The 16,010-nt window shown below is 72.4% G+C and carries 12 protein-coding genes; 7 read left to right on the top strand and 5 right to left on the bottom strand.

Annotation, left to right across the window (positions count from 1 at the left end; genetic code table 11):
• Positions 1-135: 135 nt before the first annotated feature.
• Positions 136-2,418, bottom strand: coding sequence for a M4 family metallopeptidase (locus SMD11_RS10370; RefSeq protein WP_087926177.1), 2,283 nt, complete (start codon positions 2,416-2,418; stop codon positions 136-138).
• 670 nt (positions 2,419-3,088) lie between these two features.
• Between SMD11_RS10370 and SMD11_RS10365 the strand changes: the two genes are divergently transcribed.
• Positions 3,089-4,309, top strand: a complete 1,221-nt coding sequence (locus SMD11_RS10365; RefSeq protein ID WP_087926176.1) for a serine hydrolase domain-containing protein — start codon at positions 3,089-3,091, stop codon at positions 4,307-4,309.
• Between the two features lie 51 nt (positions 4,310-4,360).
• Here SMD11_RS10365 and SMD11_RS10360 read toward each other — a convergent pair whose 3' ends face one another.
• From SMD11_RS10360 to glgX, 3 genes are read right to left on the bottom strand one after another with little or no spacing between them, the layout of a single operon-like run.
• Positions 4,361-6,274, bottom strand: coding sequence for an ABC transporter ATP-binding protein (locus SMD11_RS10360; RefSeq protein WP_087926175.1), 1,914 nt, complete (start codon positions 6,272-6,274; stop codon positions 4,361-4,363).
• Positions 6,271-8,139, bottom strand: a complete 1,869-nt coding sequence (locus tag SMD11_RS10355) for an ABC transporter ATP-binding protein (protein ID WP_087926174.1) — start codon at positions 8,137-8,139, stop codon at positions 6,271-6,273. Before SMD11_RS10355 ends, SMD11_RS10360 begins: the two co-directional genes overlap by 4 nt.
• A gap of 37 nt (positions 8,140-8,176) precedes the next feature.
• A complete protein-coding gene (glgX, locus tag SMD11_RS10350; protein ID WP_087926173.1) occupies positions 8,177-10,606 on the bottom strand; it encodes a glycogen debranching protein GlgX in 2,430 nt (809 codons plus the stop codon).
• 398 nt (positions 10,607-11,004) lie between these two features.
• Here glgX and SMD11_RS10345 point away from each other — a divergent pair, with 398 nt between their 5' ends.
• The 5 genes from SMD11_RS10345 (at position 11,005) to SMD11_RS10325 (ending at position 15,071) form a co-directional block, all read left to right on the top strand.
• Positions 11,005-12,246 carry a L,D-transpeptidase gene (locus SMD11_RS10345; protein ID WP_418952430.1) on the top strand — a complete coding sequence of 414 codons (1,242 nt, stop codon included), beginning with the start codon at positions 11,005-11,007 and terminating at the stop codon, positions 12,244-12,246.
• 88 nt (positions 12,247-12,334) lie between these two features.
• On the top strand, positions 12,335-13,117 hold the full coding sequence (locus SMD11_RS10340) for an enoyl-CoA hydratase/isomerase family protein (protein ID WP_087926172.1): 783 nt from the start codon (positions 12,335-12,337) through the stop codon (positions 13,115-13,117).
• A 283-nt stretch (positions 13,118-13,400) separates the two neighbouring features.
• Positions 13,401-13,904, top strand: coding sequence for an ATP-binding protein (locus tag SMD11_RS10335; protein ID WP_087926171.1), 504 nt, complete (start codon positions 13,401-13,403; stop codon positions 13,902-13,904).
• 388 nt (positions 13,905-14,292) lie between these two features.
• Entirely contained in the window at positions 14,293-14,799 is a 507-nt protein-coding gene (locus tag SMD11_RS10330; RefSeq protein ID WP_234365986.1) for an N-acetylmuramoyl-L-alanine amidase, read from the top strand.
• Positions 14,800-14,837: 38 nt separating this feature from the next.
• Positions 14,838-15,071 (top strand): EF-hand domain-containing protein, encoded by a 234-nt coding sequence (locus SMD11_RS10325; RefSeq protein WP_087926169.1) that lies wholly within the window; start codon positions 14,838-14,840, stop codon positions 15,069-15,071.
• Positions 15,072-15,095: 24 nt separating this feature from the next.
• Here the strand turns inward: SMD11_RS10325 and SMD11_RS10320 are convergent, their stop codons facing one another.
• Complete coding sequence (locus SMD11_RS10320; protein WP_087926168.1) at positions 15,096-15,404, bottom strand: hypothetical protein; 309 nt, start codon at positions 15,402-15,404, stop codon at positions 15,096-15,098.
• 61 nt (positions 15,405-15,465) lie between these two features.
• Here SMD11_RS10320 and cutA point away from each other — a divergent pair, with 61 nt between their 5' ends.
• Entirely contained in the window at positions 15,466-15,804 is a 339-nt protein-coding gene (gene cutA / locus SMD11_RS10315; RefSeq protein WP_087930401.1) for a divalent-cation tolerance protein CutA, read from the top strand.
• The last annotated feature ends 206 nt before the right edge of the window (positions 15,805-16,010 follow it).

Here is a 16,010-nt window from a genome sequence, read left to right as displayed (position 1 = left end):
CCGGGGGAGGCGAACTCACCCCGGACGGCGCCTGGTTCATGCGGTGCCGTGCGGTGTCCGGTCAGTGGGGGTACCGGACGGGACCGGGGTGCAGGGCGGCGTGGTCGTCCACGTCGTGCGCACCCCGCGGGTCGCTCAGAAGCTCAGCTTCCAGCTGTTGACCGTGCCGTCGTCACCGGAGTAGACGTCCTGGACCTGGAGCTTCCAGGTGCCGCTCGCGGAGGCGCCGGAGGCGTCGACGGTGTAGGTCTCCTTGACGTCCTCGGCGGAGTCCCACGGGTCGGAGCCCTTGAGCTGCCAGGACTTGCCGTCCGGGGCGACCAGGTCGATCTTGAGGTCACCGCGGTAGGTGTGCGTGATGTTCACGTCCACCTTCAGCGTCGAGGAGCCGTTGCCGCTGCGGGTCACGACGATCGGCGAGGTGACGGCGCTGCTGGCGTCCGGGATCGCCACCGGGGTGGTGTTCTCGAAGACGCTGCCGCCACCGGTGGTGTTCACGGTCCACTTGAAGGAGGACGTGCCGGTCTGGCCGGCCGAGTCCTTCACCGTCACCGTGACGTTGCTGGTGCCGGTGGCCGTCGGGGTGCCGGAGATCAGACCCGTCGAGGAGTTGATCGACAGGCCGGCGGGCAGGCCCGTGGCCGAGTAGGTCAGGGCGCCGGAGGAGGAGCTCGACGCCTTGATCTGGAGCTGTACGGCGGTGTTCACGATGCTGGTCTGGTCGCCGGGCGCGGTGACCGAGACACCGGTGGTGGCCCGGCTGCCGACGTTGATCGCGGCCCACGCGTTGGCGGCGTTGTTGTACGTCTCGCTGCCGACGCCGAAGAGCTCACCGGCGGCCCACAGCGTCGCGTCGCGCGCGCCCGCGTAGTTGGTGTTGGACTGCATCCGCTGGGTCAGCGCCTTGAACCAGATCTTGGCGGCGTTGTCCCGGCCGATGCCGGTGACGGGCTTGCCGTCGGAGGTCGGGGAGTCGTAGGAGACGCCGTTGACGACCTTCTGGCCGCTGCCCTCGGAGGCCAGGTAGAACCAGTGGTTGGCCGGGCCCGACGAGTAGTGCACGTCGATGGAGCCGATGCCCGAGTACCAGGCGTCCTTGGAACGGCTGTCCTTGCTGGGCTTGTCCATGTAGCGCAGCGGGGTGCCGTTGCTGTTGATGTCGATCTTCTCGCCGACCAGGTAGTCGCCCTTGTCGGTGGGGTTCTCGGCCCAGAACTCCACGGCGGCCGCGAAGATGTCCGAGGTGGCCTCGTTCAGACCGCCGGACTCGCCGCTGTAGGTGAGGTTCGCGGTGGCCGAGGTGACGCCGTGCGTCATCTCGTGCGCGGCCACGTCGATCGAGGTCAGCGGCTTGGCGTTGCCGCTGCCGTCGCCGTACGTCATGCAGAAGCAGGTGTCCTGCCAGAAGGCGTTCACATAGGCGTTGCCGTAGTGGACCCGGCTGTACGCGCCCTTGCCGTCGCCCTTGATGCCGCTGCGCCCGTGGACGTTCTTGTAGTAGTCCCAGGTGAGCTGCGCGCCGTAGTGGGCGTCGACGCCCGCCGTGGCCGGGTCACTGCTGGTGCCGTTGCCCCAGGTGTCGTCCGCGTCCGTGAAGAGCGTGCCGGTGCCGGACGTGCCGCGGTTGAGGTTGTAGGTCTTGTGGCCGCCGCGCGTGGGGTCGTTGAGCTGGAACGACGGGGCGGACCCCGAGGTGCCGATGGTGACCTTGCCGCTGTACTGGCTGTTGCCCACGCCCTGCTTGACGCCCTGGAACTCGAAGAGCTTCTTGCCGGTCCGCGCGTCCGTGATGACGTGCAGCTCGTTCGGGGTGCCGTCGTGCTGGAGGCCGCCGACCACGGTCTCGTAGGCGAGGACGGGCGTGCCGTCGGCCGCCCAGATCACCTTGCGGGGCGCCCGCTCCGCCTTGGTGGCCTTCGAGCCCTGTGCCTGCGCGGCCTTGACCGCGTCCTTCTCGGCGGTGCCGGCGGCGAACGAGGCGCTGGTCGTCGGGACCGCGAGGCGCGCCTTGGTCGCCTTGGCGACGGTCTTGGGGGTGCCGCCCTTGGTGGCGTCGACGACGAGGTCGCCGCCGAGGACCGGCAGACCGTCGTAGGTGCGCTCGTAGCGGGTGTGCAGCGTGCCGTTGGCGTCCTTGCTGATGTCACGGACGACCAGCTGCTCCTTGGCGCCGAGGCCCAGGGTCTTCGCGGTCTGCGCCTTGGTGGCGTTCGCGTCGCGTATCAGCTCGGCGCGCTGCGAGGGGGTGAGCTTGACGGGCATGGCGCCCGGGTCCGCCTTGGCGACGAGGGTGCGGCCGGCGTCCGTGGCGTCGGTGCGGGCGGTGGCGGAACCGGTCTGCACGCCGACGGCCAGCATCGCCGTCACGGCGACCAGCGCGCCGGTGGCGACTGCGCGCCGATGGGGGGTGGGTCTCACGCTGACTCCTTCTGCGGTGACCACGGTGGGCGTGGCCTGAGGCGGCCGGACGGCGAACTGGCCGTCCGGGCAGAGCGAGGCAGAACACGTGGAACGTCCCCGGACACGGTGGGCCGCCCGGCGCTGTCGGGCACTCGGGAGGGGCCAACGGGAGCGGGGGGTGTGGGGGCCGGGTACGGGCCGGGGCGGCGGAGCCGAGACAGCGCGGCGGAGCCGGACCGGCGAAGCCGATAAGGGGATATGGAGGTAGCCGGCGCCCGGCGGTGGTGCCGTGGGGAAGCCGTGCGTCGGTGGAGGGAAGAGTGCCACCGCGGGCATGTACGTGTCAGGAGTGCGGCGGCAAGTTGGCCAAATTCCGTCCGTTGACGAAAGAACGTGGTCCGCATAGCGGTGCACGGCCCCTCGGGGCGGTCACGGTCGCCGCCGCCAGCGCGTACCCCCGGTCGCGCCGGGAACGCGGAAGTCCCCTTCGCGCGCCGGGCGGTGGTGCGTCCGGGATCGCTGGTCGACCGGAAATGGTGTGGTCCAATGACGGGCCCACGGGGGGCGACGGGTGCGGTGGGCCACCGGGGGACGGGGCGCGGACCGGCGGGCAACCCGGGTGCGGGGCGCGGCGTCACTCCGTTCACGAGGGGCCGGTCCGGCCCCAGGAGTGACGGAGGCAGCACCGATGAGGCAGCGAGCCGTACGCACCGCACTGCTCTCCCTGGCCGTGACCGCCGTGCTGGGCGCCACCACCGCGGGCACCGCCCTCGCCCCGGCGTACGCGGCCGGGCCGGCCACCGCCACCACGGCCACCGCTCCCGGCCGGGAACGGGGCTCCGGCCACGAGGCGACCCGGGCCGCGCTGCGGAGGCTGGTGGAGGAGGGCCGGCTCCCCGGCGCGGCCGCCGTGGCCAGGGACGGCCGGGGGACCTGGTTCGGCTCGGCCGGCGTCGCGGACACCGGCACGGGCGCGAAGCGCACGGCGGACGACCGCTTCCGGGCGGCGAGCATCACCAAGGTCTTCATCGCCACCGTGCTCCTCCAGCTGGCGGCGGAGGGGAGGCTGGGCATGGACGACACCGTCGAGAAGTGGCTGCCGGGCCTGGTCCGGGGCAACGGCAACGACGGCCGCCGGGTCACGCTGCGCCAGCTCCTCAACCACACCAGCGGCATCCCCAACCACACCGAGGACCCCGCCTTCCAGCACAACTCCTCCGGCAAGGGCTTCCCGGAACACCGCTACGACACCCATACGCCCGAGTCGCTGGTCGCCCTCGCGATGACGTACCCGCCGCGGTCCGCCCCGGGGGAGAAGCCGGTGTACTCCAACACCAACTACGTGCTCGCCGGCCTGGTCATCGAGAAGGCCACGGGACGGACGTACGCCGAGGAGGTCACGCGCCGCGTCATCGAGCCGCTGGGGCTGCGCGGGACCTCGTTCCCCGGCACCGGCGCCCGGATGCCCGCGCCGCACCCCGTCGGCTACTCCCGGTTCCACGACGACGCGCCCGACGCCCCGGTCCACGACGCCACCGAGCAGAACATGACCTGGCTGGGCGCGGCCGGCGACCTGATATCCACCGCCGGCGACCTCGACCGCTTCCACCGCGCCCTGTTCCGGGGCGACCTGCTGCCCCCGGACCGGCTCGCGGAGATGCTCGACGGGGTGCCCGGGCAGGGCGGGATGCGCTACGGCCTCGGGGTGCAGTCCGCGGAGCTCACCTGCGGGGTGACCGTCGTCGGCAAGGACGGCCGCACCAACGGCTCGATGTCCGCGACGGTCGGCACCGTGGACGGCCGGCACCAGCTCACCTTCAACATCAACGGCGACTGGCTCCAGGACACCTCGCTCTACTTCGACGTGATGGAGGCGGAGTTCTGCGGCAAGGTCCCCGGGCGGTCCTGACACCGTGATCTCCGGGGCCCGGCCTCCCGGGGCCCCGGAGCTCCCCGGAGATCAGACCAGGCTGTCCCGCCAGGCGCGGTGCAGCTCCGCGAAGCGGCCCGTGCCCGCGATCAGCTCGGCGGGGGTGCCGTCCTCCACGATCCGGCCGTCCGCCATCACCAGCACCCGGTCCGCGATCTCCACGGTCGACAGCCGGTGGGCGATCACCACGGCCGTGCGCCCGCGCAGCACCGTGCCCATGGCCCGCTGCACCGCCCGTTCGCCCGGGACGTCCAGCGAGGACGTGGCCTCGTCGAGGATGAGCACCGCCGGGTCGGCGAGCAGGGCCCGCGCGAAGCCGACGAGCTGCCGCTGCCCCGCCGAGATCCGCCCGCCGCGCTTGCGGACGTCCGTGTCGTAGCCGTCCGGCAGGGCCGTGATGAAGTCGTGCGCCCCGATCGCCCGGGCCGCCCGCTCGATCTCCTCGCGGGTGGCGCCGGGGCGGCCGATGGCGATGTTGTCGGCGACCGTGCCGGAGAAGAGGAACGACTCCTGCGTCACCATCACCACCCCGCGCCGCAGCTCCGGCCCGGCCAGCTCGCGCAGCGGGACGCCGTCCAGCCGGACCTCGCCCTCCGTCGGGTCGTAGAAGCGCGCGAGGAGCTTGGCGAGCGTGGACTTGCCCGCGCCCGTCGAGCCCACCACGGCCACCGTCCGGCCGGCGGGCAGCGTCAGGTCGAAGCGGGGCAGCACCTCGCCGCCCGTGCGGTACGCGAACCGCACCCCGTCGAAGACCACCTCGCGGCCCGGCCCGCCGGACGTCCGCTCCGGCAGCGGCCGCGGCTCCGCCGGCTCGGGGACCGACGGCCGCTGGGCCAGCAGGCCCGCGATCTTCTCCAGGGACGCGGCCGCGGACTGGTAGGAGTTGAGGAACATCGCGAGCCGGTCGATCGGGTCGTACAGCCGGCGCAGATACAGCACCGAGGCCGCCAGCGCGCCCAGCGCGAGCGCGCCGTCCGCCACCCGGTAGGCACCCCAGAGCACGATCCCCGCCAGCGCGGTGTTGGCCACCAGCCGTGAGGTCACCACATAGCGGGCCATCTCCAGCATCGCCTCGCCGTTGGCCTTCAGGTGCCGGGCGTTGAGCGCGTCGAAGTCCTTCTCGTTGGCGCGCTCGCGGCGGAACGCCTGGACCGGCCGGATGCCGTTCATCGTCTCGGTGAACTTCACGATCACCCGCGCGACCGCCGTGGACCGCTCCCCGTAGACGCGCATCGAGCGGCGCCGGTAGGAGCGCACGAGCAGATACAGCGGCGCGAAGGAGAGCACGGCCGCGGCGCCGGTGCCCCAGTCCAGGTACAGCAGCACCGCGGAGACGTAGACCACCGACAGGGCGACGCCGATCAGCTCCTGGAGGCCCTCGTTCAGCAGCTCGCGGATCGACTCGACGTCCGTGGTCGCCCGGGAGATCAGCCGGCCCGAGGTGTAGCGGTCGTGGAAGTCGACGCTGAGTGACTGGGCGTGGCGGAAGATCCGGCCGCGCAGGTCCAGCAGGACGTCCTGGCCGACGCGCGCGGTGATCCGGATGAAGGCGAACTGGAGCAGCCCGGAGGCCAGCGCGGAGACCAGATAGGCGGCGCCGATCAGGGTCAGCGGGCCGTGGTCGCCCCGGCGGAGGGCGGGCACACCGCGGTCGATGGCGAACGCGACGAGCAGCGGCCCGGCCTGCACGGCGGCCTGCTGGAGCAGCAGCACCACGACGGCGACCCGCACCGGCCACCGGGCGGGCGCGAGGAGCGAGCGCAACAGGGTGAGGGAGGCGCCCTTCGGCGCGGGCAGCACGTCCTTGTCGAAAGGATCGGCGGGACCGGAGGAATCGGAGGAGTCGGAGGGGTCAGTGGGAGCTGTGGGAGCTGTGGGTTCCGCGGAGTGAGGGGTGTCGGACGGGCCGGAGGAGGTCCGCCGGTCGGGGGTGCTGGTGGTCATCGGGGCCGCTCTTCCTCGCCGTGGGGGTCGCCGGACATCAGGGCGGCGTACTCGCGGTTCTCCTGGAGCAGTTCGTGGTGGGTGCCGACGGCGGTGACGCGCCCCTCGGAGAGCAGGGCCACCCGGTCGGCCAGCAGGACCGTGGACGGGCGGTGGGCGACGACCAGCGCGGTGGTGGTCGCCAGCACCTTCCGCAGCGCCGCCTCCACCAGCGCCTCGGTGTGCACGTCCAGGGCGGACAGCGGGTCGTCGAGGATCAGGAAGCGGGGTTCGCCGACGACGGCGCGGGCCAGCGCCAGCCGCTGCCGCTGACCGCCCGACAGGCTGAGTCCCTGCTCCCCGACCTGGGTCGCCGTCCCGTCGGGGAGGTCGTGCGCGAAGTCGGCCTGGGCGACGGACAGCGCCCGTACGAGCTCGGGCTCGCCGGCCCCCTCGGCCCCCATCAGGACGTTCTCGGCGACGCTGGCGGAGAAGAGCGTGGGGTCCTCGAAGGCGACCGAGACGAGCTGCCGCAGCCGTTCGCGGGGCAGCGCGGCGATGTCCTGGCCGTCCAGCGTGATCCGGCCGGCCGTCGCCTCGTGGAGCCGGGGGATGAGCGCGGTGAGCGTGGTCTTGCCGCTGCCCGTGGTGCCGACGAGGGCCATGGTCTCGCCGGGTCGGATGTGCAGGTCGACGCCCCGCAGCACGGGCGGCGCGTCCGCCGGGGCGTCGGGATAGCGGAACTCCACGCCCTCCAGGCGCAGCCCCGCCGATCCCTCCTCGCCCGCGCCGCTCCCGCCGCCGGCCGTGCCGGACCTCGCGCCGGCCTGCCCGGCCTTCCCGGTGCCCGTCCGCTGCGCCGGGATCGACGCCGTCTCCTCGGCGGGCGGCGGGGAGTCCAGCACCTCGAAGAAGCGGTCCGCCGCCGTCGCCGACTCATTGGTGATCGCGATCAGGAAGCCCATCGACTCCACCGGCCACCGCAGTGCCAGCGCCGTCGACAGGAACGCCACCAGCGTGCCCGCCGACAGCTCGCCGTCGGCGACCTGCACCACGCCCAGCACCAGCGCCGCGCCGAGGGCCAGCTCCGGCAGGACCATGATCATCGCCCAGAGCGACCCCAGCAGGCCCGCCTTGCGCAGTTCGAGGCCGCGCACCTCGCCGGCCAGCTCCCCGAACGCCCGCTCCTGGCCGCGGTGGCGGCCGAAGCCCTTGACGACGCGGATGCCGAGGACGCTCTCCTCGACGACCGTCGTCAGGTCGCCGGTCCGGTCCTGCGCCGAGCGCGCGGCCCGGGAGTAGCGCTCCTCGAAGTGCCGGCAGAGCACGATCAGCGGCACCACCGGGGCCAGCAGGACCAGGCCCAGCGTCCACTGCTGCGTCAGCAGGATCAGGAAACCGGCCACGATGGTCACGCTGTTGACCAGCAGGAAGGTCAGCGGGAACGCGAGGAAGATGCGCAGCAGCATCAGGTCCGTCGTGGCCCGGGACAGCAGCTGGCCCGAGGGCCAGCGGTCGTGGAAGGAGACGGGCAGCCGCTGGAGGTGGCGGTAGAGCGACGCCCGCATGTCCGCCTCGACGCGCGCCAGCGGCCGCGCGGTCAGCGCCCGGCGCGCCCAGAACAGGGACGCCTCCGCGCTCCCGAGCACCAGCAGCACCAGGCCGCCCAGCCACACCCCGGAGGGGTCGCGGCCGGCGACCGGGCCGTCCACCATCCACTTGAGGGCCAGCGGGATGACCAGGGACGTCAAGGACCCCAGGACCGCCATCAGGGCCGCCGCCAGCAAGCGGCCCCGCACCGGCCGGACGTACGGCCACAGACGGAGCAGCGAACGGGTGGCCGAGCGGCGTCGGGGCCGGGCGGGGTCTCCTCGGGTCTCAGTCATCAGGAGTGAGATTACGGTTCACCACTGACACCGCTCACTAGTTTTTTGGACCCAGGACCTCCGGTGGAGGGGCCGTCGGTCCCTGGGCCCGGGCCCGCAGCAGGAGGACCGAGCGGGGCCGGACGGCGACCGGCGAGCCCGCGCGCCGCAGGCCGCCCGGTGCCGCGTCCTGCTTCTCCAGGGCGGTGTTGACGAGGAGTTCGTAGCTGTCCGCCCACGGCGGCCCGGGGAGCGTGAAGCGCACCGGCCCCTCGCCGGCGTGCAGCACCGCGAGGAAGCTGTCGTCCGTCACGGGCTCGCCCTCGGGCCCGCGCTCGCTGATGTCACGGCCGGAGAGGTACATCCCGAGGGTGGCCTTGGGGGCGTACCAGTCCGCCCGGGTCATCTCCGTGCCCTCCGCCGTGAACCACGCCAGGTCCCGCAGGCCGTCCGCGCCCTGCGGACGGCCGGAGAAGAAGGCCCGGCTGCGCAGCACGGGGTGGGCGCGGCGCAGCGCGAGCAGCCGGCCGGCCAGGTCCCGCAGCGCCCGCCAGCCCGGGTCCTCCAGCAGGGACCAGTCGACCCAGCTGGTCGCGTTGTCCTGGCAGTAGGCGTTGTTGTTGCCGCCCTGGGTGCGGCCCATCTCGTCGCCCGCGACCAGCATCGGCACGCCCGTCGACAGCAGCAGGGTGGTCAGCAGGTTCCGCAGCTGCCGGCGCCGCAGGGCCAGCACGCCGGGGTCGTCCGTCGGGCCCTCCGCGCCGCAGTTCCAGGAGCGGTTGTCGCCCGTGCCGTCGCGGTTGCCCTCGCCGTTGGCCTCGTTGTGCTTCTGCTCGTAGCTCACCAGGTCGCGCAGGGTGAAGCCGTCGTGCGCGGTGACGAAGTTGACGGAGGCGTAGGGGCGGCGGCCGCCCCAGGCGTAGAGGTCGCTGGAGCCCGAGAGGCGGTAGCCGAGGTCCCGTACGTCCGGCAGGGCGCCGCGCCAGAAGTCCCGTACCGCGTCGCGGTAGCGGTCGTTCCACTCCGTCCAGAGCGGGGGGAAGGCGCCCACCTGGTAGCCGCCCGAGCCCACGTCCCACGGCTCGGCGATGAGCTTGACCCGGCGCAGCACCGGGTCCTGGGCGATGACCGCGAGGAACGGCGAGAGCATGTCGACGTCGTGCATCGAGCGGGCCAGCGCCGCCGCGAGGTCGAAGCGGAAGCCGTCGACGCCCATCTCCGTCACCCAGTAGCGCAGCGAGTCGGTGATCAGCCGCAGGACGTTCGGCTGCACCACGTGGAGGGTGTTGCCGCAGCCGGTGTAGTCGGCGTAGCGGCGGGCGTCGCCCTGGAGGCGGTAGTAGCGGCGGTTGTCGACGCCGCGCAGCGAGAGCGTGGGGCCCAGTTCGCCGCCCTCCGCCGTGTGGTTGTAGACGACGTCGAGGATGACCTCGATGCCGGCCGCGTGCAGGGCCCGGACCATCCGCTTGAACTCGCCGACCTGCGGGCCCCGGGTGCCCGAGGCGGCGTAGCCGGCGTGCGGGGCGAAGTAGCCGATGGAGTTGTAGCCCCAGTAGTTGCGCAGGCCGCGCCTCAGCAGGTGGTCCTCGTGGGCGAACTGATGGACCGGCAGCAGTTCGACGGCCGTCACGCCCAGCCGCGTCAGGTGCTCGACGGCCGCCGGGTGCGCGAGCCCGGCGTAGGTGCCGCGCAGGCGTTCCGGTATGCCGGGGTGGCGCATGGTGAAGCCGCGGACGTGCAGTTCGTAGATGACCGAGTCGGCCCAGGGGGTCTTGGGGCGGCGGTCGTCCGACCAGTCGTCGCCGTCCGCGACGACCACGCCCTTGGGGACGTACGGCGCGGAGTCGCGCTCGTCGCGCACGGTGTCGGCGATGTGCTGCTGCGGCCAGTCGCGGACGTGGCCGTACACCTCGGGCGGCAGGGTGAAGTCGCCGTCGACCGCGCGGGCGTAGGGGTCCAGGAGCAGCTTGGAGGGGTTCCAGCGGGCGCCGGTCCACGGGTCCCAGCGGCCGTGGACGCGGTAGCCGTAGCGGCGGCCGGGGCGGACGCCGGGGACGAAGCCGTGCCATATCTCGTGGGTCAGCTCGGTGAGGAGGTGGCGGGTCTCGCGCTCCCGGCGGCGGGGGCCGCCCTCGCCGCCGGCGCCGTCCGGTCCGCCGCCGGCGCCGCCCGGGCCGTCCGGGCCGTCGTCACCGCCGTCGTCGTCGAAGAGGCAGAGCTCCACGGCCTCGGCGCCGCCGGCCCACAGCGCGAAGTTCGTCCCGGCCACCCCGTCGGCGCCGCCCGCCTTGAAGCGGGCGCCGAGCGGCTCGGAGCTGCCCGGCCACACCGCGGCGGGCGGCGGACCGGCCCGGGGCGCCCGGGGCCGGCCGTTGGCCGCGGCCGTCACGGCCGGTCCCGCGGTGGCGCCGGCGGCCGTACGGGACCGCTCCGGGGCGCGCCCGAACCTGTCGTCCTGTTCCGCCTCTTGCTCGGGTGCGCTCGACACGTCTTCGCCTCCGGCGGCTCTCGACCAGCGCGCCGGGCACCCGGCTTCCCGTACCGGGCGTCGGCGGTCCTGTCCTTCCCCCAGTTCTGCCCACATCCACGGGCGCGCTCACCCGTGTGATCGGGCCCGCCGCGCGGGCGCGCGGGCCGCTCCCGCCGACCCGACCCCCCGGTGTCGCGCCCGTGGTTGGCCGGAATAAGATGCCTCACTCCGGCCACCGGCCGCGCCTCATGCGCACAGCGCGCATCGCCGTTCTCAGGACCATCTCATTTGGGACCGAACGGTGACATTCCCCAAGGGACGTGCTGTCCGTGGCATGTGGTTATCTATCGCCGAAGCGCGTGCCGCGCTCTGGGGGCTCCGCCTGGCCGCGGGCCGTGCGAGGGGAGACGACCGTAGTGAACGTGCAGCCGACATCGAGAGGGCGCGCGGGCCGCAAGGGCCTGTTGGCGCTGCTGCTCGGAATGGTGTTGCTGCTGGTCAGCGCCTGTGGTGGCGATGACGAAGGCAAGAAGAAGGGTGAGAAGGCCGATGACGGCAAGCCCTCGAAGGCCGTCGTGGAGATCGCCCCGAAGGACGGCGCGAAGGACGTCGCGACGAGCGGCGCGCTCAAGGTCACCGCGGCCCAGGGCAAGCTGACGTCCGTCAAGGTCGCCGACGCCAAGGGCAGGACCGTCGAGGGCAAAATAACCGGGGGCGGTTCGGCCTGGGAGCCGACCGCCCATCTCGCCGCCTCCGCCAAGTACACGGTGGACGCGCTGGCCAAGGACGAGGACGGCCGCACGTCGGCCAAGCACGCGTCGTTCACGACGCTCACCCCGCAGAACACCTTCGTCGGCTACTTCACGCCGGAGGACGGCGAGACCGTCGGCGTCGGAATGCCCGTATCGATCACTTTCAGCCGTGGCATCACGGACCCCAAGGCCGTCGAGCGGGCCATCAAGGTGACCGCCGAACCGGCCGTCCCGGTCAAGGCGCACTGGTTCGGCAACGACCGCGTCGACATCCGCCCCGAGAAGTACTGGGCGGCCGGTACGAAGGTGAAGGTCGACCTGAACCTCGACGGCGTCCAGGGCCGCGAGGGCGTGTACGGCTCGCAGACGAAGACCGTGAAGTTCACGGTCGGCCGCAGCCAGGTCAGCACGGTCGACGCCAAGTCGCACCAGATGACGGTCGAGCGGGACGGCAAGGTCATCCGGACCATCCCGATCTCCGCCGGCGCCCCCGCCAACCCCACCTACAACGGCCAGATGGTCATCAGCGAGAAGCACGACGTGACGCGCATGAACGGCGCCACCGTCGGCTTCACCAAGGGCGACGGCAAGGGCGAGTACGACATCCCGGACGTGCCGCACGCGATGCGCCTCTCCACCTCCGGCACCTTCCTGCACGGCAACTACTGGTCCGGTTCGTCCACCTTCGGCTCGGAGAACGCCAGCCACGGCTGCGTGGGCCTGGAGGACCAGCGCGGCGGTGGCGACCCGAACACCCCGGCCGCCTGGTTCTACACCAACTCCCTCGTCGGTGACGTCGTGGTCGTCAAGAACTCCGACGACAAGACGATCCAGCCGGAGAACGGCCTCAACGGCTGGAACATGCCGTGGTCCGAGTGGGGCAAGAGCAAGCCCACCGCCGGCTGACGGCCCTTCCGGCACGGCCCCGCGGCCCGGAGCACTTGTGACCGAGTGCACCGGGCCGCGTTCCGTTAACCGGGATTAACCTGTTGTCATGACTGTGCATCTTGAGGTTTCCGAGGGCGTCGGCACCATCCGTCTGGACCGGCCGCCGATGAACGCGCTCGACATCTCCACGCAGGACCGGATCCGCGAGCTCGCCGAGGAGGCGACCCACCGCGAGGACGTCCGCGCCGTCGTGCTCTGGGGCGGCGAGAAGGTCTTCGCGGCCGGCGCGGACATCAAGGAGATGCGGGACATGGACCACGCCGCCATGGTGGCGCGGTCCCGCGGTCTCCAGGACTCCTTCACCGCCGTCGCCCGGATCCCCAAGCCCGTCGTCGCCGCCGTCACCGGCTACGCCCTGGGCGGCGGGTGCGAGCTCGCGCTCTGCGCCGACTTCCGGATCGCCGCCGACAACGCCAAGCTCGGCCAGCCGGAGATCCTGCTGGGCCTGATCCCGGGCGCGGGCGGCACCCAGCGGCTGGCCCGGCTCATCGGCCCGTCCAAGGCCAAGGACCTCATCTTCACCGGACGTCAGGTCAGGGCGGACGAGGCGCTGACCCTCGGCCTCGTCGACCGGGTCGTGCCGGCCGCGGAGGTCTACGAGCGCGCGCTGGAGTGGGCGACCCGGCTCGCCGCCGGGCCCGCGCTGGCCCTGCGCGCCGCCAAGGAGGCGGTGGACACCGGCCTGGAGACCGACATCGACACCGGGCTCGCCATCGAACGCAACTGGTTCGCGGGGCTGTTCGCGACCGAGGACCGGGAGATCGGCATGCGGAGCTTCGTCGAGGACGGGCCGGGCAAGGCCAAGTTCGTCCGGCCGTCCGCCGGTTGACGGACCCCGCCCCCGGCCCGGCGGGGTCCGGGCCGGGGCACACCCGCCCGGGGTTGCCCCTTGTGGGGGAATTCCGGGACGAGCGGGCCCGTCTGCGCAGGGCTCCGGGGCGGCTCCGGGCGATCATTCCTACGGGGGCGGTCGCCGCAGGTCAGTATCGATTTTTCGGGCAACTGCCTGCCCATGGCATATGTCGTGCCGACCCCTTGGAGGGGCGGATTCCGGTACATCGAATCCCCCCGTTCCAGCCCATGACGTCTTTACGGCGGCCATGATGGGTGGCATGGCGGGCCTGGAAGGAACGGAGCAGCCGCGGCAGCGGGGCGGGGCGGCCGCGGTGCGGTGGTCGCCGGTCGTCGACGGCGAACCGGCGCTCAAATCGTTCGACCTGTTCGGCAACCCCGCGCTCGGCGAGGTCCGGCTGCCCTCGCGGCCGCAGTCCGCGGTGGCCGCGCGCCGGCTGACCCAGGCGGTGGTGCTGCGGCAGTGGGGCCTCTCCGCCCAACTCACCGAGCACGCCGTCCTGCTGGTCTCCGAGCTCGTGGGCAACGCCGTGCGGCACACCGGGGCCCGGTTCTTCGGCCTGCGGATGCTGCGCCGCCGCGGCTGGCTCCGGATGGAGGTCCGGGACCCCTCCCGCGGGCTGCCGTGCCTGATGCCCGTGCACGAGATGGACACCAGCGGGCGCGGCCTGTTCCTGGTGGACAAGCTCTCGGACCGGTGGGGCGTGGACCTGCTGGCGCGGGGCAAGACGACCTGGTTCGAGATGCGGGTCGCGGACCGCTGACCGCGGCGGTGCCGGGCGGCCCGGGGGAGAACCCAGGGGAAAACGAAGAGGCCCCCATCCGTCGGAGTGCGACGGGCCGGGGGCCTCTTCGTGTTCGCCGCGGAGAATTGGGGTGTGTTCCACGGCGGGATGCGCGACCTGGCCCGGGTCAAGGGAGGGTCGACGCGTCGACTATGACAGACGGCCTCGTTCCAGCCAAAGCGGCTATCACGTCATATTCGGGCAATCCGGAAAAGCGTCCTCGATAATCCAAGGTGAGATGGGACACCCGCCTTGTAAACCATGAATGAACCAGCAGTAACTCCTATTTTTATCCGGAGTCCGTGTCGGTGCTCGCGGGCGTGGGCATTCTGGAGTGTCATGTCCCGGACCACCCTGGAGGGCCGTCTTGGAAGAGAACCCCGTCGCCGCGTACCCGCCCACCCACTGGATACCGGCGGCCGGCGCCAACTACACGGTCTCCGCCCGCCCGGGCGCGTACCCGGTCGACCTCGTGGTGATCCACCTGACCCAGGAGACGTTCCCCGACGCGATGCGGATCTTCCAGGACCCCGCGGCCAAGGTCTCCGCGCACTACATGGTCGCCTCCGCCGACGGCTACATCGGCCAGTTCGTCCGCGAGAAGGACATCGCCTGGCACGCCGGGAACTGGAACCGCAACACCCGCAGCATCGGCATCGAACACGAGGGCTGGATCGACCGGCCCGAGTACCTCACGGACGCCCTCTACCGCTCCTCGGCGCGGCTGACCGCCGCCGTCTGCGACCGCTACGGCATCCCCAAGGACCGCACACACATCATCGGGCATGACGAAGTCCCCGGATCCACCCATACCGACCCCGGTCCGCACTGGGACTGGGACCGCTATCTCAAGCTGGTGACCGACGGCCGCTAATCTGTGCCGGTCACACCAGCACACAAGGGGAGGCCCACATGGCCGACATCGCCGACATCGAGGCGCGCAAGGCCGAGGCGCGAAAGGCTTTCGAGCGGTTCGACGTGGACGGGGACGGCCTGATCACGGCCGCCGAATACAAGAGCGTGATGGCTCAGCTCGGCGACTTCCACGTCACCGAGACGGTGGCCCAGGCCATCATCAAGAACAAGGACGGCAACGGCGACGGCGTGCTGTCCTTCGACGAGTTCTGGTCGTCCCTCAACGGCTGACCCGGGCCCGGCGCGGCGACCGGGTCAGCGCCAGCCCCGACGCTGCGCGCCGGCCCGGCGCCGCCGGTCGTTGCACAGCAGGCACCGGCCCCAGCCCGGCGGCAGCGGGTCCTCCGTGTCGCCGTAGAGCGGGTCGACGGCACCCTTGGGGTGCTCGGCGCACCCGGTGGCCGTCGCGCCGGCCCCCAGGGCATTGGCCGCGGCCAGCGCCCGGCGCAGGGCGTCGGCGAGCTGATCGGCCTCATGGGCCGCCGGTGCGGCGTCGAGAGCGAAGGCGATGTCCGAGGCGGTGTTGAGCGCGCTCTGGAGTTCGCGCAGGTCTGCGTAACTCATGCTCGTGAGCGTAACCGCCGGCACTGACAACGCCGCCCCCCGCCGGTGTACGGTCGGCGCCATGCCCGACGCCGCGTACCTCGCCGTGATGACGACGACCGACAGCGAGGAGCGCGCCCGGCTCCTCGCCACCACCGCCATCGAGCGCCGCCTCGCGGCCTGCGCGCAGATCGACGGACCGGTCACCAGCCACTACCACTGGCGGGGCAAGGTCGAGTGCGATACGGAGTGGCGGGTGCTGTACAAGACGACGGGGGAGCGGTACGCGGAGCTGGAGGCGCACATCAAGGGTGCGCAGGTGTACGCGACGCCGGAGATCATCGCTACGCCGATCACGGCGGGGAGTGACGAGTATCTGGCGTGGTTGCGGACGGAGACGGGGGTGGGGGCGCGGGGGTAGGCCCTGCGGGCGGCTTTTTCCCCAGCCTCGCCCCTTCCCGTGACCGGGCTCCGCCCCGGACCCCGGTCCTCAAACTCCCCCAGCTACCGCTGGGAGGTGCCCCCAGACGGGCTGAATTGTCGCCCGTAACCGGGGGCCCGGGGGCTTGCCCCCGGTTACGGGAAGGGGCGGGTAAGGGACAAGGCCCCGCGCAGCGGCACCCCGCC

It is taken from the genome of Streptomyces albireticuli (assembly GCF_002192455.1).
GTDB classification, from domain to species: Bacteria; Actinomycetota; Actinomycetes; order Streptomycetales; family Streptomycetaceae; genus Streptomyces; species Streptomyces albireticuli_B.
The sequence above is the reverse complement of the archived record's forward strand: the minus strand, read 5'-3'. Positions and strand labels throughout refer to the sequence as shown.